We start from the raw sequence: 19213 nt of genomic DNA on the forward strand, positions 1-19213 counted from the left end.
CGTCCTAGTCCTGTTTCGCAGTCAGCCGCACGTACACGGCGGAGAAGCCGGCCAGCACCACGAGCATGATCACGCCCAGCGCGGCGGCGCCGTTGAGGTCGTTCTGGAAGAACCCGTGCTGGTAGATGAGGTACGCCACCGAGGTCGCGGAGTCCTCCGCGCCCGCACCGTTGGCGAGGATCAGTGGCTCGATGAAGAGCTGCATGGTGGCGACGATCTGCAGCATCGCCAGGAGCGCGAGGATGAGCCGGGTCTGCGGGATGGTGACGTGCACGATCCGTCGCCAGATCCCGGCGCCGTCCAGCTCGGCAGCCTCGTACAGCTCGCCCGGGATGTTCTGCAACGACGCCAGGTAGATGAGCACCGCGCCGCCCATGTTCATCCAGGTCGACGCGAGCACCATCGCCGGCATCGTCATCTCGGGCGACTGCATCCACTGCGAGGTGGGCAGGTGCAGCGCCTTCAGGATCGCGTTGAAGAGACCCGCCTCGCTGGGGTCGTACGCGTAGAACTTGAAGAGGAACAGCGCGGAGGCCGGCGGCAGCATCACCGGCAGGTAGACCAGGATCCGCAGGTAACCCTTGCCGTGCCGGAACTCGTTGAGCAGGATCGCCACGAAGAACGGCACCACGTAGCCGAGGGCGAGCGCGAGCACCGTGAAGTAGAACGTGTTCTGCCAGGCCGTCCAGAAGCTCGGGTCGGCGATGATGCGGGAGTAGTTGTCCCAGCCCACCCAGGTGGTCTCGCCGCGCCGGGTGCGCTGGAAGCTCATCACGATGCCGCGGATCATCGGGTACCAGGAGAAGACGACGAAGCAGAGCACCGCCCCGATCAGGAACGCGTGACCGGTGAGGTTGTCCCGTACCTTGCGGCCGAGGCTGGTGCGCTGCGGCCGCGCCGAGTACGGCGACGGCGGGCGGCCCGGTTTCCTGCGGGTCTCCGGGACGGTGGTGATCGCCAAGGCAACTCCTGGGTGAGTCGGTGACGTCGACGATGCGGTGCGAGGAGTGTGGGGGCCGGATCGGCGTGCCGGCCCCCACACGATCGGTCAGCTCTCGGCGGCGAGGAGCTGGTTGACCTTCTCCTCGGCGGTCTTGAGCAGGGCGTCGATGTTCGAGTTCGGGTTGGTCAGCACCCCGGACATCGCGGCGTCGAGCACCGCGTAGATGGCCTGGGCGTTGCGCGGCTCACCCTTGATCGGAACCGGGGTCGCCTCGAAGAGCGCGAAGTTCGCCGTGTCGACGTTCGCGTTCGCCTTGCGCAGCTCCAGCTCCTGCTTCTGCGCGTCACTGCCGTTCGCGAAGAGCAGCGGCTGGGGCAGACCCACCGGGTAGTTCTGCGGCTTGGCCCGGACGTAGTCGAACTGGCCCTTGCCCGGGGTGAGCTTCTGGTACGCGACCCACTTCAGACCGGCCTTGACCTGCTCGGGAGTGAGGTCCTTCTTGAAGAAGTAACCCTCGCCGCCACCGAGCGTCCCCTTCGCCGCGCCGTCCTGGCCGGGCAGCGGAGCCATCGCCCAGTCCTGGAACTTGCCCTGGAACTGGCTGACGATCGCCTGGGTGGCGTCCGGCGCGCCGATGAACATGCCGACCTTGCCCGCACCGGCGTTGGTCAGCAGGTCGCCCCACTGCAGCAGCTGACGGGCGCCCATGCTGTTGTCGCCGTACCGCATGTCCTTGAGGTTCTGCAGGACCTGCTTGCCCATCGGGTTGTTGAAGTCGGCCTTCTTGCCGTCCTCGCTCAGCACCCGGCCGCCCTGCGAGTAGAGCAGGGAGGTGAAGTGCCAGCCGCCGGTGTTGCCGGCGCTGTACTCCGAGTAGCCGGCGATGCCGTTGCCGAGCGCGGAGATCTTCTTGGCGGCGGCCCGGACCTCGGCCCAGGTCTTCGGCGGGTTGTTCACGTCCAGCCCGGCCTGCTGGAACAGGACCTTGTTGTAGACCAGGCCCATCGAGTAGTTCTTCACCGGGACGGCGTAGAGCTTGCCACCGTCGGTGAAGACCTCCTTGAGCGCCGGGTCGACGCTGTCCCAGGTCGCGATCGCGTCCTTGTTGACGTGCTGGCTGATGTCCATCGCCTGGCCGGAGTCGAGCACCTGCTGGAGATCGGTCATGTAGCCGTAGAACACGTCAGTGACCGTGCCGCCGGCGAGGCGGGCGGTGAAGTCCGGCGGGTTGTTGCACTGCTCGCCGACGCTGACGCTCTTGATGGTGATGTCCGGGTTCTGCTTCTGGAACTCGGCGACGTCGTCGTTCCAGTTCTTCAGCAGCTCCTTCTGCGCGCCGACCGGCTGGCAGTCGACCGTGATGGTGACCTTGCCGCTGGCGTTCGAGCCCTTGTCGTCGCTCTTCGTGGAGCACGCCGTGAGGCTGAGCCCCAGGCCGGCCACGAGCGCGACCGCCGCAGCCTTTCGGTAGTGCGGTACGGACATCTGTCCATCCCTTCGGGAACGGGTGACTCCAATGACCTTCGCTGATCTGCGGTGATACGACCTGACGCCCAGTAGCTGCGTCGGAGCCAGGTGTGAGTGGAGTCACTGTAGCGAGGCCGACTCATTTCAGCAAGGTATCGACCCGGTTCCGAAAGGACACGACGCGATGACGACAGATGTTGGCAAGCCAGTGAAAGCGCCCCAATAAAGCGGACTTTAACGCGTCATACCGCCCCATTCGAGCAGGTCGATGCCGCCAGCCCCTGCCCGAGCGCGTCGATCATGGAGTTGTGGTGCCTGATTCAGGGGCATTACGGGCGTTATGCAACCCACCACAACTCCATGATCGACGTGGCGTGGTGTGGCGTGGTGTGGCGTGGTGTGGGGTGGGGTGGTGTGGGGTGGGGTGGTGTGGGCACCGAAAACGGCCGCCGACCGCGTGGAGCGGTCGACGGCCGGAAGGCTCGTTCGGTGCAGTCCCTAGCGACCAGGGGCGGGAGCGGTCGAGCCGCGTACCACCAACTCAGGCTCGAAGAGCAGCTCGTCCTGGAGCACACCGACACCTTCGATCTGGGTGACCAGCAGGTCGACGGCAGCCTGCCCCATCGTCTCGATCGGCTGCCGGACCGTGGTCAACGGCGGGTCGGTGCAGGTCATGAACGCGGAGTCGTCGAAGCCCACCACCGAAATGTCGGTCGGCACCGAGTGACCCAGCCGCCGGGCCGCACGGATCGTGCCCAACGCCAGTACGTCGCTGGCGCAGATGATGCCGGTGACGCCACGCTCGACCAGTTTCGTCGCGGCAACCCGTGCGCCCTCCATCGAGAAGCTGGAACGTTCGACGCACTCGGCGTCGCCCTCGTCCCAGCCGGCGGCCCGGGTCATCGCGTCCAGTTTGCGGCGCGACGGCACATGCCCCTCCGGGCCGAGCACCATCCCGATGCGTTCGTGCCCGAGCGAGCGCAGATGCCCGTACGCCTGCTCCACCGCCACCGCGTCGTCAGTCGAGACCCGGGGAAAACCCAGCTCGTCCACACCCGCGTTGACGAGCACGACCGGAAGACCTCGATCAGTCAGCCGACGGTAGTGGTCGTGCCGTGCGTCCGCGAGCGCGTACGAACCACCAGCGAAGATCACCCCGGAGACCTGGTGGTCGAGGAGCATCTCCACGTAGTCCATTTCGGAGACACCACCGATGGTCCGGGCGCAGAGAGCCGGGGTGTAGCCGCGCTGGGCGAGCGTCCCGGTGACGACCTCGGCCAACGCCGGGAAGATCGGGTTCTGCAATTCGGGCAGCACCAGCCCGACCAGCCGGGCGCGTTCGCCACGCAGCTTGGTGGGTCGCTCGTAGCCGAGCACGTCCAGCGCGGTCAGCACCGCGGTCCGGGTCGCCTCTGAGACTCCGTCACGGCCGTTGAGCACCCGGCTAACGGTGGCCTCGCTGACGCCCGCCTTCTTGGCAACTTCAGTCAACCGCTTGGTCACGAGCGCAATCGTACGTCGTCTTGATGAAAGAAATGAACAGCAAAATGCGCTGCGCTTGCTGTCCGACTGCCGCATTCTTCCCACCGGTCACCAAATAGGCGCATCCACCGGATCGCGCGGTAGGCCTTCGCGGCGAGCCCGGCGCGCATCCACACGGTCACGCGGTAGGCCTTCGCGGCGGGCGCGGCCAGGTCGAATCGCTCCGTTCGCCGCCCGCGCCGCCGGTGCCGAGGCCGGTGCCAGTGCCAGTGCCAGTGCCAGTGCCAGGCCCAACGCCACACTCCGCGCGGCGCCGACACCAGCTCGGGTCGTTTCCAGCGGTCGCGCGCACCGCCACGAGCCGTATGACTCTGCGGCATAGATATGCCTCAGAGTCATGGTGCTCTGCGCGACGTGTCCCCGGCTGACGCCGAATGCTCGCTGCCTGCCAAGATCCGCGCAACAACAGGGATATTGATGTCTCCTGCACGTCGGAGGCAGCAACATCCCGGGAAGTTGCGCGAATCTTGGGCCGGGGCCGGGGCCGGGGCCGGGGCCGGGGCCGGGGCCGGGCCGGGCCGGGGCCGGAGCGCGGGGCCGGAGCGCGGGGCCGGGACCGGGGCCGGGGCCGGAGCGCGGGGCCGGGGCCGGAGCGCGGGGCCGGGACCGGGGCCGGAGCGCAGGGCCACCGGACGCGGGCGGTCGTCAGGACAGGTCGCGTAGGGCGGTTTCGATGGCCCGGTGGAAGGTCGGGTACGCGTAGATCATGTGCCGGAGCTGACTCAACGGCACCGCCGCGTGCACCGCCACCACGAGGGCGGACAGCACCTCGCCGCCGGCCGGGCCGACCGAGGTCGCACCGATCAGCACGCCCTGGTCGGCGTCCGCCACGACCTTGATGAAACCGTCGTCCCCGACCCGGTGGATCCAACCCCGGGTCGAGCTGCCGAGCGGGGTGAAGCCCACCTGGACGTTGATGCCACGGTCACGGGCCTGCTGCTCGGTGAGCCCGACCGCACCGATCTCGGGATCGGTGAAGGTCACCCGGGGCAGCGCGCGGTAGTCGGCGCGCGGGACGGTGCCGGCCGATCCGCTCGAGCCGCTGGCGGCAAGCGAACTGGACGCGCCCATCGCTCCGCCGACCACGCTTGAGGTGCCGCTGGCGTCCGCTCCCGCCTTCGCCTGCCGGGCGCGGGCCAGGATGTCGGCGATCACGATTCCCGCCTGGTACATGGCGATGTGGGTGAAGGCGCCCTCGCCGGTCAGGTCGCCGACTGCCCAGACATGGTCGGTGACGTGCAGCCGGTCGTCGACCGGGAGGTAACGCTGACTGGCGTCCAAGCCGATCGTGTCCAGACCCAGCTCGGCCAGGTGGGCCTTGCGTCCGGTCACCACCAGCAGCCGTTCGGCGGTGAACGCCGTGCCGCCACTGCCGCGCAGGGTAAACCTGGCCCCGTCGTGTTCGACCCGTTCGGCGCGTACTCCGGTGTGGATCTCCACGCCGTCGGCGCGCAGCGCGGCGGCGGCGACCTCGGACGCCTCGGGCTCCTCGACGGCCAGCACCCGGTCGAGCGCCTCGACCACGGTGACCCGGACCCCGAAGCGGGCGAAGACCTGCGCCAGCTCCAGACCGATCGCGCCGCCGCCGAGCACGAGCATCGACTCCGGCAGCTTCTCGACCTCGATCGCCTGGTGGTTGGTCCAGTACGGCGTGTCGGCCAGGCCGTCGATCGGCGGCACCGACGGACGGGTGCCGGTGCCCAGCACCACCCCGTGTCGGGCTTCGAACACCTGGTCGCCGACCCGGACCCGGCGCGGACCGTCGAGCCGGCCGCTGCCCCGCACGAGCCGGCCGCCCTTGCCGATGAACCGCTCGGCGGCGACCGTGTCGTCCCAGGTGTCGGTGGCCTCCTCGCGGATCCGCTTGGCCACGGGCGCCCAGTCCGGCTGGACCTGCGCCGTTCCGGCGAGCCCGTCGACCCGGCGGGCCTCGGCGAGCGCGTTCGCCGCTCTGATCATCATCTTGCTCGGGATGCAGCCCCAGTAGGGGCATTCGCCGCCGACCAGGTCCCGTTCGACGCCGACGACGCTCAGGCCGGCCTCGGCGAGCCGTTCGGCCACCTCCTCGCCGCCGACACCGAGCCCGACAACGACCACGTCCACCAGCTCCGCCTCTGCCACACGGACCAGCATCCCCCAGCGACACCACCCCGACCACCGGGGTCGGCGGAAAAAGTCGGCACGCTCACCAGCCCGAACGCTTACCGTGGCCGGATGCACGCACGCTTCGGTCCGGTCCGGGACTGCTTCCACGACCTGCTCGCCTCGGGCCGGGAGACCGGCGCCGGCCTGACCATCTGGTACGACGGGCAGCCGGTCGTGGATCTGGTCGGCGGCTCCCGCAGCGGCCGCGGGCCGGGTGGTGAGCCGTGGCTGCCGGGCACGCTCGTGAACGTCTACTCGGTCGGCAAGCCGGTGGCCGCGCTCTGCGTGCTGCTGCTCGTCGACCGGGGGGCGGTCGACCTCGACGCAGACGTGCAGCGGTACTGGCCGGAGTTCCGCACCCTCGCCACCGTGCGCCAGGTGTTGTCGCACACCGCTGGGCTGCCGGCCTTTCCGGTGCCCCGACCGGCCACCGCGATCGCCGACTGGACGCTGCTCACCGGCGACCTGGCCGCCGCCGACCCGGAGTGGTCGCCGGGCTCGGTGGCCGGGGAACACGCCTGGACGTACGGGCATCTGGTGGGCGAGCTGGTCCGCCGCGTCGACGGACGGTCGGTGGGTCGGTTCCTGGCCGAGGAGGTCGCCGACCGGTGGCGACTCGACCTCGGCTTCGGGCTCACCGAGGCGGATCAGCTGCGCTGCGCCGACCTGCGGTACGGCGACCCGCAGTGGCCGAGCCGCAAGCTCGGCGAGCCGGGGTCACTGCGGGCGCGGGCGCTTGGCAACCCGGCCGGCGGGCTGGACCTGGCCGTGCTGAACACTCCGCTCTGGCGGGGTGCCGAGATGCCCGCCGTCAACCTGCACGCCACCGCGTCCAGCCTGGCCCGGCTCTACGCGGGTCTGCTGGCCGGCGGTGTGCTGGACGGCGTCCGGCTGATCGACCAGGACCTGATCGCGGAGGCGACAGCGGTCCAGTACGACGGGCCGGACCTGGTGCTGGACCGTACGGTCCAGTGGACGCTCGGCATGCAGCGGGAGCCGGACGGCAGTTGGGGCATGGGCGGCATCGGTGGCAGCAGCGCCTGGGCCGACCCCGAGCGCGGCTACGCCTTCGCGTACGCCACCGCGCACCTGGCCGAGCACGACCGGGTGGACGAGCTCGTCGAGGCGTTGCACTCGGTGCTCTGAGGCGACCGGCGACCAGCGACCGGCGACCAGCGACCGGCGACCGGCGACCGGCGTTCAGCGCAGCCAGACCGGGTCGGTGCCGGGCACCGACAGCGGCGGCGGGTAGTCGAACGTGCTCCGGAGCTGGTCGGGCAGCCGCCACGGTTGGTGCACCGCCTTGCCCTGCACTCCCTTCAGTTCCGGCACCCAGCGACGCACGTAGTCGCCGTCCGGGTCGTACCGCTCGGCCTGCCGGACCGGGTTGAACCCCCGGTAGGGCTTCGTGTCGTTGCCCGTGCCGGCGACCCACTGCCAGTTGCCGGAGTTGTTCGCCACGTCCCCGTCGAGCAGCCAGCGGAAGAACACCGCCACCCCGGACCGCCAGTCCTGTCCGAGGTGTTTGGTCAGGTAGCCGGCGGTGATCAGGCGGGCCCGGTTGTGCATCCAGCCCTGCGTCCGCAGCTGCCGCATCCCGGCGTCCACGATCGGCATCCCGGTGCGGCCCTCGGTCCAGGCGGTCAACGCGTCGTCGTCGTAGCGCCACTGCTCGGTGGCACCCCGCCGGTACGCGGCTGTCGAGATTTCCGGGAAGGCGGCGGTGACCTGGTAGTAGAAGTCCCGCCAGCAGAGCTGCCGGACGAACGGGCCGGACCGGTCGCCGGCCCGGTTCGCCACCGCGAGCGGCGACACGCAACCGAACCGCAGGTACGGGCTGAGCCGGGAGGTGTCGTCGCCGGCCATGTCGTCGTGCTGATCGCCGTACCGGGTCAGGTCGGGCAGCCAGTCGGTGAGCCGCTGCCGGGCGACCCGTTCACCGCCGATCGCCGCGTCCGGCGAGTCGCCGGCCGGCAACGCCGGCAGCCGGCCCACGCGTACGCCGTCGGGGAGCGTGACCCGGCGCGGCGGGGCCAGCTCCTCGCGCCACTGCTTGGCGGCCCAGGCCCGGTGGTAGGGGCTGAACACCCGGTAGTGGTCACCGCCGCCACCTGGGCGCAACGCGCCCGGCTCGACCACGGTCAGCCCGGGGAACAGGCGCAGGTGCAGCCGGTGGCGCTCGCACTCGGCGCGTAGTCGCCGCTCCCGGCGGCTGGCGTAACGGCTCACGTCGGCGCTGAGGGCGACCGCCGTGGCGCCGACCTCGCCGGCGAGTTGGATCGCCTCGGCCACCGGGTCGCCGTGCCGCACCACCAGGTCGCCACCGAGGTCACGGAGCTGGGCGCGCAGGTCGGCGAGGGCCTGGTGCAGGAACCGGGTGCGGTTGGCCGACAGGCCGGCCAGGGCCGGGTCGAGCACGTACAGCGGCACCACCCGGTCGAAGGCCGCACAGGTGGTGGCGAGCGCCGGGTGGTCGTGCACCCGCAGGTCGCGGGTGAGGAGCACGACCGCCGTGCTCGCGGTCACCGGCCCGCCGGGTGGATGGTCGGCCCGGGGATGACGACCGGCGTACCTGTCGAGCTGAGCAGGGCCCGCGCGGCCACCGCCATCCGTCGTCGCTGTGGCACCAGGGCCCGCCGGGCGAAGACGTCGTAGCCCTGCGCGGCCACCTCGTCGAGGATGCCGCCGTAGAGCGCGTACGCGGTGCGCATGCAGGCCTGCGAGGCGGGCGCCAGCATGGTGATGCCCGGTGCGGCGGCGGCGTAGTGCGCCTGGGCGCGGGTCACCTCGTACTCGATCAGGTCGCGGATCCGCGGCGTGACGCCGCCCCGGGCGCGGGCCTCGGCCAGTTCCTCGCGGGTGACCCCGAACTTCGCCATGTCCTCGTCCGGCAGGTAGGTGCGGCCCCGGTCGAGGTCCTCGGCGACGTCCCGGATGAAGTTGGTGAGTTGGAAGGCGAAGCCGAGCTGCCGGGCCGGCTCCCGGGCCGCGACCGGGTCGGAGCTGCCCAGGATCGGCAGCATCATGGTGCCGATGACCGCCGCCGAGCCCTCCATGTAGTCGAGCAGGTGGTCGTAGGTCGGGTACGCGGTGACGGTCAGGTCCATCGCCATGCTCTTCAGAAACGACGCAAAGTCGTCCCGGTCGAGATCGAAGACGGCGATCGTGTGCAGCACGGCCGGCAGCAACGGGTCGTCGACCGACGCACCGCGCAGACCGGCCATGAACTGGCTGGCCCAGTGGTCCAGCAGGGCGGCGCGCTCGGCCGGCGGCAGGTCCTCGGTGCGGTCGACGATCTCGTCCGCGTACCTGGTGAAGCCGTAGAGGGCGTGCACATGTCGTCGTTTCCAAGCGGGGAGCAGGCGGGTGGCGAGATAGTAGGTGCGGCCGTGGCGTTTGTGCAGCTCACGGCACCGGTCATAGGCAGCGGTGAGATCAGTTTCCACCGGCCCTCCTCCATTATCGACGCACCAATCGACGCAACTCGTAGCCTAGGGTACGCTCAGCCGCATGGCCAACGACGCAGTAGCGGGCAACGTGACCCGCGTGGCGCCGGCAGGGCCGGGGGATGGGGACGATCCGGTCCGCGCCGTCCTGGCCGCTTACACCCACGATCTGGTAACTGCGGTCGACGAGACCCTCGACACTTTCCTCACCGCCGAGGTGGCCACCCTCAACGACATCGACGCATCGATGGGCCACTTCGCCGCCACCGCGCGGGAGGCCGTCCTGACCGGCGGCAAGCGGATCCGATCCACGTTCGCCTACTGGGGTTGGCGCGGGGCGGTCGGCGGCACCGCGGCGCTGCCGCCCGTGCTGCCGGCGCTTGCCGCGCTGGAGCTGCTGCACACCTTCGCGCTGGTGCACGACGACGTGATGGACGCGTCCACCACCCGCCGTGGTCGACCCACCGCGCACGTCGCGCTCGCCGAGCAGCACGTCACCGCCGGCCACCGAGGTGACCCCGGCCGGTTCGGTGAGGCCGTCGCCGTGCTCATCGGCGACCTCTGCATGGTCTGGGCCGACCAGTTGCTGGCCCACGCCTCGGTGCCGTCGAACCGACTCTTCGAGGTGCGCCGCTGCTACGACCAGATGCGGGTGGAGACGGTCGCCGGGCAGTATCTCGACGTGCTCGGCGAGAACGACCCGGCCAGTTGGTCCGTCGACCGGGCACTGCGGGTGGCCCGCTACAAGACCGCCAGCTACACCGTCCAGCGACCACTGCTCTTCGGGGCCTGCCTCGCCGGGGTGCCCGCCGACGATCCGCTGGCCTCCGCGTACACCCACTACGGCCTGGCCGTCGGCGAGGCGTTCCAGCTCCGTGACGACCTGCTCGGCGTCTACGGCGACCCGGCGGCCACCGGCAAGCCGGCCGGCGACGACCTACGCACCGGCAAGCCCACCACGCTGCTCATGCTGGCCCGTGAGCTGGCCACACCGGCCCAGCTCACCGCGTTGGAGCGGGCCGCCGACGGCCCTGTCGACAGGCTCGCCGGACTGGTCGCCGAAACCGGCGCGGTGACCCGGCTGGAGCAGATGATCGCCGAACGGGTGAGCGACGCGCTGGCCGCGCTCGACGCCGCGCCCGTGGACCAGACGGCGCGAACCGCGCTGACCGGGCTGGCCACCGCCGCTACCAACCGGCGGGCCTGATGAGCGACTCGAGCGAGGAGGTGGTCACGTGCGGACGGTGACAGGACGGACCGACCGGGTGGTGGTCGTCGGGGCCGGGCTGGGCGGGCTCGCCTGCGCGCTGCACCTGGCCGGCAGCGGCCGACAGGTGACGGTGCTGGAGCGGGAGCCGGTCCCCGGCGGGCGGGCCGGTCGGCTCGGCGTCGACGGCTACGAGTTCGACACCGGCCCGACGGTGCTCACCATGCCCGACCTCATCGCCGAGGCGCTCGGCGCGGTCGGCGAGGAGCTGCACGACTGGCTGGAGCTGACCCCGCTCGACCCCGCCTACCGGGCCTACTACCCGGACGGCTCGACCCTCGACGTGCTCACCGACACCACCCGGATGGCGGCCGAGATCTCCCGGGTCTGCGGGCCCCGGGAGGCCGACGGCTACCTGCGTTTCGTCGAGTACGCGCGGGAGCTGTGGCGGCTGGAACGCACCGACTTCATCGAGCGCAACCTGGACGCGCCGACCGACCTGATCACCGGCAACCTGCTCAAGCTGCTCGGCGGCGGGGCCTTCCGGCGACTCCAAACGAAGATCAACCAGTTCTTCCGCGACCCGCGTACCCAACGGATCTTCTCCTTCCAGGCCATGTACGCCGGCCTCGCGCCGCACGACGCGCTGGCCATCTACGCGGTCATCGCGTACCTCGACTCGGTGGCCGGCGTCTACTTCCCGCGCGGCGGCATCCACGCGGTCTCCCGGGCGATGGCCGGCGCGGCGGAGAAGCACGGCGTGCAGATCCGCTACGACACCACGGTGACCCGGGTGGAGACCGCGAACGGCCGCGCCACCGGCGTGCTCACCGCCGACGGTGACCTGGTGCCGGCGGACGTGGTGGTGCTCAACCCCGATCTGCCGGTCGCCTACCGGGACCTGCTCCCCGCCGCGCCGAAGCGCCAGCTCACCTACTCGCCGTCCTGCGTCGTTCTGCACGTCGGCTCCCGACAGGGCTATGCGAAGATCGCCCATCACAACATCCACTTCGGGCGCGCGTGGAAGGGCACCTTCGATGAGGTCATTCGGCGAGGTGAGCTGATGACCGACCCGTCGCTCCTGGTGACCAACCCGAGCCGGACCGACCCCGCGGTGGCCCCGCCGGACCGGCACACCTACTACGTGCTCGCCCCGGTGCCCAACCTGCACCGGGCGCCGTTCGAGTGGCGCGGCGACCTGACCCAGCGCTACACCGACCAGCTGATCGGCACCCTGGAGGAGCGCGGCTACGTCGGCTTCGGCTCCGGGGTCGAGGTGCTCCGGGCGATCACGCCGGCCGAGTGGGAGGAGCAGGGGATGGCCGCGGGCACCCCGTTCGCCGCCGCGCACACCCTCTTCCAGACCGGCCCGTTCCGCCCGTCCAACCTGCACCGCGACCTGTCGAACGTGGTGTTCGTCGGCTCCGGGACCCAGCCCGGCGTCGGCGTGCCGATGGTGCTCATCTCCGGCAAGCTCGCCGCCGGCCGCATCACCGGTGAAGGCCGATGAGCAGCCGCGAGGAGCACCTCGTCGAACTCGTCGACGAGACCGGCACCCCCCACGGGGAGACGACCGTCACGGCCTCCCACCAACCGCCGGGGCAGTTGCACCGGGCCTTCTCGGTGATGCTCGTGGACCCGGACGGTCAGGTGCTGCTCCAGCGCCGAGCAGCCATCAAGACCCGGTTCCCGCTGCGGTGGGCCAACTCCTGCTGCGGCCACCCCCAGCCCGGGGAGTCGCTCGTCGAGGCGGCCAACCGGCGGCTCAGCGAGGAGTTGGGCGCGGGCCCGGTCGAGTTGACCGAGGTCGGCGTCTACGTCTACTACGCCGAGGATCCGGCGACCGGTCGTGTCGAGTTCGAGTACGACCACGTGCTGCGCGGCGACTTCCTGCCCAGCGCTCCGCTACTGCCGGACCCGGACGAGGTGGCCGAGCTGCGGTGGGCAGATCCCACCGCACTGGAGGCCGAGTTGAAGCGCGACCCCCGGTCGTACGCCCCCTGGTTGGGTGGGGTGGTGCACCGGCTGCTGCGTCCCTCGGAGTCCCGGTCGGGCGCACCCGGCCCCGCCATGACCCCGCCCGAGTTGTTGGCGGACGACACGGCGGAGCGGTCGGGTGGTCGATGAGGCGCTGAGCGCGGGCGCGGTGGCACGTCGGCTGGGCGTCGCGGTGACGACCCTGCGCACCTGGCACCAGCGCTACGGGCTCGGGCCCAGCGAGCACATCCCCGGCCACCACCGCCGGTACACACCCTCCGACCTGGCCCGCCTCGAGATCATGCGACGACTCACCGCCGAGGGGGTGAGTCCAGCCGAGGCGGCCCGCTGGGCCCGCCAGGCACCGGACCAGTTGCCCCACGGCAACGGCACCGCCAGCCCCGCCCGGGCCCACCCGACCGGCCGTGACGGCGGCGGCACCATTCCGGTCGGCCGGTCCGGCCCGGCCGCCCGCGGGCTGGCCCGAGCCGCCATGCGGCTGGACGCGGCGACGATCAGCGAGACGATCGCGCACGCCCTGGCCGCCGGCGGTGTCGTCGCCACCTGGGAGAGCCTGCTGCGCCCGGTGCTCGCCGGCATCGGCGAACGACACGCCGCGTCCGCCGGCCTGATCGAGGTGGAACACCTGGTGTCCCGCTGCGTCTCGGAGGCGCTCGCGGCAGCCAGTCGGGCCAAGGTCCCCACCGGGCCGGCCCGCATCCTGCTCTCCTGCGCCGACGAGGAACAGCACACACTTCCACTGGAGGCGCTTGCCGCAGCTCTCGCGGAGGCCGGTGTCAGCTACCGGATGCTCGGCGCGCGGGTGCCGGTGGCCGCTCTGGTCGAGGCGGTCAACCGGACCGGCCCGGCCGCCGTGGTGCTCTGGTCACACACCCGGGCCACCGCCGACCCGGCCCAGCTCAGTGCGCTGCTCGCCGCACCCCGACGCCCGTTGCTGGTGCTCGCCGCCGGCCCCGGCTGGCGCGCCGACACGCTGCCCGCCGGAGTGGTGCGGCCGGTCGACCTGGCCGAGGCGGTCTCGCTCTCCGCAGCCGTCCGCGACTCCCTCGACCAGTCGAGGCGTGACTGACCGCACTGTCGCCGGCTGGCGGCGTGAACTACCGTCGGTCGGGTCCGCCTACCCCGACCCCTCCGGGAGCGAGCAGATGCAAGCCCGCGCCGCCCTGGCGTCCGTCCTCGCCGTGGCGCTGGTCTTGTCCGGCTGTGCCCAGCCGGACCACACCATCGCCGCCGCCGGCCCGCCGAAGCCGGTGCAATCCACCACACCGCCCACCCCCACACCACGCCCCAGCGTCACCAAGCCGGCCAAGCCGCCGCTGCGGCCGCTGCCGGCCAAGCTCCCCGCCGGTCTGGGTCGCAACACCGGGGTACGCCCGGTGGCCCTGACGTTCGACGACGGGCCCAGCCCAGCCTGGACGCCGAAGGTGCTGGACCAACTGAAGGCCGCAAAGGTCACCGCGACCTTCTGCGTCGTCGGTCGGGAAGCGCAGCGCCACCCGGAGTTGATCCGGCGGATCGTCCGGGAGGGACACCAGCTCTGTAACCACAGCTGGCGACACGACCTCGACCTCGCCCGGCGACCCGTCGCCGACATCCGGGCCGACCTGGACCGCACCAACAGGGCCATCCGGAAGGCCGCTCCCGGCACGAAGGTGTCGTTCTACCGGCAGCCAGGCGGCCGATGGACGTCGGAGGTGCTCGGCGTGGCCAAGGACCTCGGGATGCGTCCGCTGCACTGGTCGGTCGACCCACAGGACTGGGACAAGCCGACCGCGGCCACGATCGGCAAGCGAATCCACGCCGCCAGCCGCCCCGGCGCGATCGTCCTCCTGCACGACGGGGGCGGAAATCGGGCCGCGACGCTCGCCGCGTGCCCGAAGGTGATCGCCGACCTGAAGAAGCGCTTCGGCATCACCCGACTCCACTAGCACCGCTCTGACCTGCAGTTATGGCCCACCCCAAGCCTGTGCCGACACCGATTTTGTCGACCGACGGAGCATCACGTATGCTTTCGAAGCCTCCGGCGGGGCCGGATGGGAGCAAGTCCGCTTGAAGTTGCGAGTGTGCAATGATGGCGGGGCCGCCCTCATCGTCTAGCGGCCCAGGACGCCGCCCTTTCAAGGCGGTAGCACGGGTTCGAATCCCGTTGGGGGCACGACCGGCGCAAGCCGGAGCAACACAAGCTAGGTCCTGTGGAGCAGTTGGAGTGCTCGCCGCCCTGTCAAGGCGGAGGTCGCGGGTTCAAGTCCCGTCAGGACCGCAGCGCTGACGCCGCGCCCCGCGCGGCGTTCTGCGTATCGGAGCAGGTCGCCTTGCCGCCGGTTAGTCCGGTTGCCGGGTAACATGAGCCGAGCGACACGGCCAGGTAGCTCAGTTGGTACGAGCGTCCGACTGAAAATCGGAAGGTCGGCGGTTCGACCCCGCCCCTGGCCACATAGCCTTTCGCCGGGCTACAGAGGTCCCCACCAGCGAATACGCAGGTGGGGATCTTGCTGTTTCCGACGCTTCCGCCGACACGACCTGACGTCACCCCGGCGTGATTAACGCAACTGACCCCGGCGCGGCGGCGTCAAGGGACCCGGCAGGTCGTCGCGCAACTGACCCCGGCGCGGCAACGTTGAGGGACCCGGCACCGCGGTGCCGCCACATCGCGTGCATCTCGACGTTCCGCGCACCGCCGAAACGGCCGCCGACACCTCCAAGATCGTGCTCGATCCCGGAAACAGTCGTCTCGAACTGCCTGCGGACGAGGCCACTACATCAAGGATCGAGCACGATCTTGCGCCAATGCGTTGCTTGGCGACGCGCCGGATCACACCCGCGCGCGGCAGCCCGCGCACTATCACCGAAACTGCTGCCTCCCGACCGGCTGAGGCAGCAGTTCCCCTGACATTGCTCGGATCTTGACGCCCTTCGCACGGGCACGGGGCGGGAACACCCTGTGCTCGACAGGGGACGGCGGCTCGTCAGTGGTCGCGGCGGCCCGGTGGGCGATGCTGCGCCACGCTGCCCTGGATCGCCTCCCACACGCTGCGACCGGCCTGTCGCAGCGTCTCCCCCGCCTGCTCGGCGAACTGCGCCGCGCTCTGAGCTGCGGCCTGCGCCGCCCCTGGCAAACCACTGTCGCCATCATCGGACGGACTCGCACCGGGCGCAGCCGACCGACCAGGCTGGTTGCGGGTCCCACCGCCCGCCGGCCCCGCTGATCCCTCAGGACGTTGCAGGTCCGGCCGCGCCCCTGTCGGGTGCTCTCCGGCGCCCGCGCTCCCGGGCCGCTCTTCCGCGGAATGCCGCGACCCCTCGCGCCGCTGGCCTTCCGGCCGGCCGCCACCCGGCGCACCGACCCCAGGCTCACGCCCCGCAGCGCCCCGCCCCGCCGGCTCACGTCCCTCCGGAGGCCGCCCCGCAGGCTCACGGCCCGCAGCCCGCTGGCCCGCCGGCTCACGCCCCTCCGGACGCAGGCTCCCAGGCTCACGCCCCTCCGGAAGCGGGCTCGCAGGCCCAGGGCCCGCAGGCCCGCCGTTTGAGCGCCGAGTCGCTTTGACTGCCGCTGCGTTCGCGGTCAACTGCTGGGTGCTGCGGTCGACATCGTCGAGGGCGGTACGCGCGAGTGCTTCGATGATGTGCGGGTTGTTGTCCAGCGTGTCGAGCGCTCGTCCCAGGATCCCGGTCAACTGCTCCAACCGCACCCGCAGCTCCGCCTCGGCGTTCACCCCGTTGACTGTCAACTCGCCGCCGTTGAGGTGCACCCGTACGCCGGCGTCGACCTGGAGCAGGTTGGCGACCCGGGCCCGCAGCGACAGGTCGGCCTCCAGCCCGTCGACCGCCAGCCGGATGGAGTCGACGGAGACCTTCGGAATGTCGAGCAGGACGTCCGGAGCTGCGTCGTCGACGTTCCGGACCGGCTCTCGTTGCTGCGCGTTCTCGCTCATGATCTCCCGCCCGCCTGCAAAGAGTTCCGGTCGTTCGGCGCGGTTACCCGCTTTCCGGCGGGGCATCCCGTCCGTGACGGCTCGACGACCCTCTGTCTGGAACCAGGCACTGTGCGAAGCTGCACACCCGGGCATCAGCCGGTATGGTCCGGGCCTATGGGACAGGAATTGACTGATCCGGCCGACATCCGGCAGGACGTCGACCGGTTCTCCCTCCGGTGCAGCCTCCTCGTCCCGGGTTCCGCCGAGCACGCGTTCGCGGTCTTCACCGACGAGCTGACTGAATGGTGGGTCACCGAGTACACCTGGTCCGGTCCGGACGCCTTGGCTGAGCTGGGCATGGAGCCTCGGGCCGGCGGCATGCTCTACGAGTTGGGCCCGTACGGTTTCCGCGCTGACTGGGGTCGGGTGCTCACCTGGGACCCACCTCGTCGACTGGTCTTCGTCTGGCAGATCGGCCCCGACCGGGCGCCGGTGCCGGACCCGGCCCGGGCGAGCGAGGTCGAGGTGCTGTTCCATCCCGAAGGCCCGGAGCGCACCTGGGTCGAGCTGGAGCACCGGCACTTCGACCGGCACGGCGAGGCCGCCGAGGGTTACCGTACGGCACTGACCGCCGGGTGGCACGAGCTGCTCACCCGCTACGTCGCCGCGGTCTCGCGCCACCGCCCCAGCACGGCGGCCTGACGAACCAGCGGATCAGCCGCCGACCCCAGCGGACCAACGACCAACCCCCCAGATCAACCACCGAGCCACCGCCGGATCAGCGACCCAGCCGCCGGTCGGCCCCGGAGCCGCCGACCGTACGACCACCAAGGTTTGCGCGTTGGCCGGCCTCCGCCCCCGAGCCGAAGCCGGTGCCGCCCAACCGGCGCGGTGGTGCGGTGCGCAGCCGCGGGTACTCCTCGGTGAGCCGGCGTTGCACCCGGTCGGACCGGTCGACGAGCACCAGCGCCATCGACGGCGCGCCCGACTCGCTTGCCGCCGCCGTCTCGGCCGCCCAGAGCCGCCCGCCGACCACCTCGGCGAAACCGGCAAGCCAGGAGCGGCGGAAGGCTGCGGGGTGGTCGTCCGCGGGCACCTCGGTGGCGGCGAGGCCGTGCGCCGCCTGTACGAGCAGTGAGGTGAAGAGCAGGTCGACCCGCTCCAGGTCGCTGGCGAAGCCGAAGAGGTGCAGGGCGAAGCCGTTGCCCTGCCGACGGCGTACGCAGCGGCAGCGCAGGGGCTCGGCCACTGCGGCGAGCAGGCCGACCTTGTCGCGGGCGTACGGGGCGACGACGTCGAGCACCCGATCACCGACCGGGTCGGTGGTCGGGTCCTGGGCGGCAAGTAGCGCCCGGTCGACGCCGTAGCGGGCGATCAACTCGGTCGCCTTGGCGGTGAACGCGGCCGACTCGGCCGGTGTGCAGGCCGGGTCCTCGGCCTGGGCCAGCAGCTTGCGCACCTTGCTGAGCATGGCCTCGGACATGCCTACAGAGCTATCACACAGGCCGGACATCATCGGGGCACCACCGGGATCAATCGATACGTATCATCGTCACGGTCAGAAGATCAGTCCGATACGGACGGTCAGTCACCTGTTCTCGGAGGTGCGAACGAATGCCATCCCCCACCGCTCGCCTGCTCGCCGTCGCCACGGTCACCGCACTGCTCGCCACCGGCACGCCCGCCCAGGCGGAGCCGACATCACCGACCACACCGGTCAGCTCGGGGCAGAACCAGTTCGCCCCGCTCGCCACCTGTTACGGCGGTGCGGTCCGGTCGTACTTCGAGACCGGCCGCTACGGCGGCTCGGCCGGCCAGTACCGGACCACGACGCGCTGCCGCGACATCAACGTCCGCAACGCGAGCGTGTACGGCACGGACGCGTGCGTGATCTTCGTGGACAAGACGAGCGCCTGTAACTACTGGACCTACCTGCCGGCCAACTCGGGCTGGATCACCGTGGCGACAAACGTCCGGGACGGCGTCAACTTCCGGGTCCGCTTCGAGAACCTGCGGTACGAGTACGAGCCGCTGATCGCGTACCACGCGTTCTGACTGAACCGCGCGGTTGCGGCGTCCGCCCCACGACGGCGGACGCCGCGACCGGCCTACCGCGGTCGCGACCCACCGGCGCGGCGCCCGGTGCGGCCGCTCACCCGGCGCGGCTGCGCAGGGTGGCGATCGTCGAGCCGGCGAGGGTGAGCAGGCAGTCGGGGAGCAGCCCGTCGGCGGCCGCCGCGCCGAACAGGGCCTCACCGGTCGGTTCGTCCTGATTCGCGTACGCGCTCACGAAGCGGGCCACCCAGCGGGTGTCGTACCCGGCCTGGTCGATTCCCGGGAAGTCGAGCGCCGCACCGCGGGCCTCCGGCGCGTCACCGAGCATGGTCGCGGCCAGGCACCAGGCGACCCCGTACGCGCCGTCCAGACCGGCCCGGTCGACGACCGCGTCGAAGGCCCCCACCACCGCGTCTCCATCGCCGGCGAGCGCCGAACGGAGCACGGCGGCCGCGTCATCGAACGTCTGCTGTGGTAGGTCAGTCACGCAGCGCAC

The 19213-nt window shown here is 71.2% G+C and carries 17 protein-coding genes and 3 tRNA genes; 11 read left to right on the forward strand and 9 right to left on the reverse strand.

The window, feature by feature from the left end:
- Positions 1-4: 4 nt before the first annotated feature.
- The 4 genes from AB0C15_RS02800 to AB0C15_RS02815 all read right to left on the reverse strand — a co-directional run bounded on the left by AB0C15_RS02800 (position 5) and on the right by AB0C15_RS02815 (position 6073).
- Positions 5-961 carry a sugar ABC transporter permease gene (locus AB0C15_RS02800; RefSeq protein WP_357348030.1) on the reverse strand — a complete coding sequence of 319 codons (957 nt, stop codon included), beginning with the start codon at positions 959-961 and terminating at the stop codon, positions 5-7.
- Positions 962-1048: 87 nt separating this feature from the next.
- Positions 1049-2428, reverse strand: coding sequence for an extracellular solute-binding protein (locus tag AB0C15_RS02805; protein ID WP_357348032.1), 1380 nt, complete (start codon positions 2426-2428; stop codon positions 1049-1051).
- A gap of 480 nt (positions 2429-2908) precedes the next feature.
- Positions 2909-3913: a LacI family DNA-binding transcriptional regulator gene (locus AB0C15_RS02810; RefSeq protein WP_357348034.1), complete on the reverse strand. Its 1005-nt coding sequence runs from the start codon at positions 3911-3913 to the stop codon at positions 2909-2911.
- Between the two features lie 684 nt (positions 3914-4597).
- On the reverse strand, positions 4598-6073 hold the full coding sequence (locus AB0C15_RS02815) for an NAD(P)/FAD-dependent oxidoreductase (RefSeq protein ID WP_357348036.1): 1476 nt from the start codon (positions 6071-6073) through the stop codon (positions 4598-4600).
- 93 nt (positions 6074-6166) lie between these two features.
- Here AB0C15_RS02815 and AB0C15_RS02820 point away from each other — a divergent pair, with 93 nt between their 5' ends.
- Complete coding sequence (locus tag AB0C15_RS02820) at positions 6167-7243, forward strand: serine hydrolase domain-containing protein (protein ID WP_357348038.1); 1077 nt, start codon at positions 6167-6169, stop codon at positions 7241-7243.
- 54 nt (positions 7244-7297) lie between these two features.
- Here AB0C15_RS02820 and AB0C15_RS02825 read toward each other — a convergent pair whose 3' ends face one another.
- Together AB0C15_RS02825 and AB0C15_RS02830 are read right to left on the reverse strand one after the other, a co-directional pair.
- Positions 7298-8623: a deoxyribodipyrimidine photo-lyase gene (locus tag AB0C15_RS02825; RefSeq protein ID WP_357348039.1), complete on the reverse strand. Its 1326-nt coding sequence runs from the start codon at positions 8621-8623 to the stop codon at positions 7298-7300.
- Positions 8620-9543, reverse strand: coding sequence for a phytoene/squalene synthase family protein (locus tag AB0C15_RS02830; RefSeq protein ID WP_357348041.1), 924 nt, complete (start codon positions 9541-9543; stop codon positions 8620-8622). The genes AB0C15_RS02825 and AB0C15_RS02830 overlap by 4 nt, the downstream gene beginning before the upstream one ends.
- 64 nt (positions 9544-9607) lie before the next feature.
- Here AB0C15_RS02830 and AB0C15_RS02835 point away from each other — a divergent pair, with 64 nt between their 5' ends.
- The 8 genes from AB0C15_RS02835 (at position 9608) to AB0C15_RS02870 (ending at position 15181) form a co-directional block, all read left to right on the forward strand.
- Positions 9608-10750, forward strand: a complete 1143-nt coding sequence (locus AB0C15_RS02835) for a polyprenyl synthetase family protein (protein ID WP_357348043.1) — start codon at positions 9608-9610, stop codon at positions 10748-10750.
- 28 nt (positions 10751-10778) lie between these two features.
- Complete coding sequence (crtI, locus tag AB0C15_RS02840; RefSeq protein ID WP_357348045.1) at positions 10779-12260, forward strand: phytoene desaturase family protein; 1482 nt, start codon at positions 10779-10781, stop codon at positions 12258-12260.
- Positions 12257-12877: an isopentenyl-diphosphate Delta-isomerase gene (gene idi / locus AB0C15_RS02845; RefSeq protein ID WP_357348048.1), complete on the forward strand. Its 621-nt coding sequence runs from the start codon at positions 12257-12259 to the stop codon at positions 12875-12877. Before crtI ends, idi begins: the two co-directional genes overlap by 4 nt.
- Positions 12867-13817, forward strand: coding sequence for a MerR family transcriptional regulator (locus AB0C15_RS02850; protein WP_357348050.1), 951 nt, complete (start codon positions 12867-12869; stop codon positions 13815-13817). Before idi ends, AB0C15_RS02850 begins: the two co-directional genes overlap by 11 nt.
- Positions 13810-14676 carry a polysaccharide deacetylase family protein gene (locus AB0C15_RS02855; protein WP_357348052.1) on the forward strand — a complete coding sequence of 289 codons (867 nt, stop codon included), beginning with the start codon at positions 13810-13812 and terminating at the stop codon, positions 14674-14676. The genes AB0C15_RS02850 and AB0C15_RS02855 overlap by 8 nt, the downstream gene beginning before the upstream one ends.
- Positions 14677-14830: 154 nt before the next feature.
- Positions 14831-14903 (forward strand) — tRNA-Glu (locus AB0C15_RS02860).
- A 31-nt stretch (positions 14904-14934) separates the two neighbouring features.
- Positions 14935-15008: transfer RNA gene (locus AB0C15_RS02865), tRNA-Asp, on the forward strand.
- Between the two features lie 99 nt (positions 15009-15107).
- A tRNA-Phe gene (locus AB0C15_RS02870) sits at positions 15108-15181 on the forward strand.
- A 533-nt stretch (positions 15182-15714) separates the two neighbouring features.
- Here the strand turns inward: AB0C15_RS02870 and AB0C15_RS02875 are convergent.
- Positions 15715-16680, reverse strand: coding sequence for a hypothetical protein (locus tag AB0C15_RS02875; RefSeq protein WP_357348054.1), 966 nt, complete (start codon positions 16678-16680; stop codon positions 15715-15717).
- A 156-nt stretch (positions 16681-16836) separates the two neighbouring features.
- Here AB0C15_RS02875 and AB0C15_RS02880 point away from each other — a divergent pair, with 156 nt between their 5' ends.
- A complete protein-coding gene (locus tag AB0C15_RS02880) occupies positions 16837-17364 on the forward strand; it encodes an SRPBCC family protein (RefSeq protein WP_357348056.1) in 528 nt (175 codons plus the stop codon).
- 76 nt (positions 17365-17440) lie between these two features.
- On the opposite strand, the gene AB0C15_RS02885 is transcribed toward AB0C15_RS02880, so the two are convergent.
- Entirely contained in the window at positions 17441-18145 is a 705-nt protein-coding gene (locus tag AB0C15_RS02885) for a DUF2786 domain-containing protein (protein ID WP_357348058.1), read from the reverse strand.
- 131 nt (positions 18146-18276) lie between these two features.
- Between AB0C15_RS02885 and AB0C15_RS02890 the strand changes: the two genes are divergently transcribed.
- Entirely contained in the window at positions 18277-18717 is a 441-nt protein-coding gene (locus tag AB0C15_RS02890; protein WP_357348060.1) for a hypothetical protein, read from the forward strand.
- A 97-nt stretch (positions 18718-18814) separates the two neighbouring features.
- Here AB0C15_RS02890 and AB0C15_RS02895 read toward each other — a convergent pair whose 3' ends face one another.
- Entirely contained in the window at positions 18815-19204 is a 390-nt protein-coding gene (locus tag AB0C15_RS02895) for a hypothetical protein (RefSeq protein ID WP_357348062.1), read from the reverse strand.
- Between the last annotated feature and the right edge of the window lie 9 nt (positions 19205-19213).

This window comes from Micromonospora sp. NPDC048835 (assembly GCF_040649995.1).
Taxonomy (GTDB): Bacteria; Actinomycetota; Actinomycetes; order Mycobacteriales; family Micromonosporaceae; genus Micromonospora.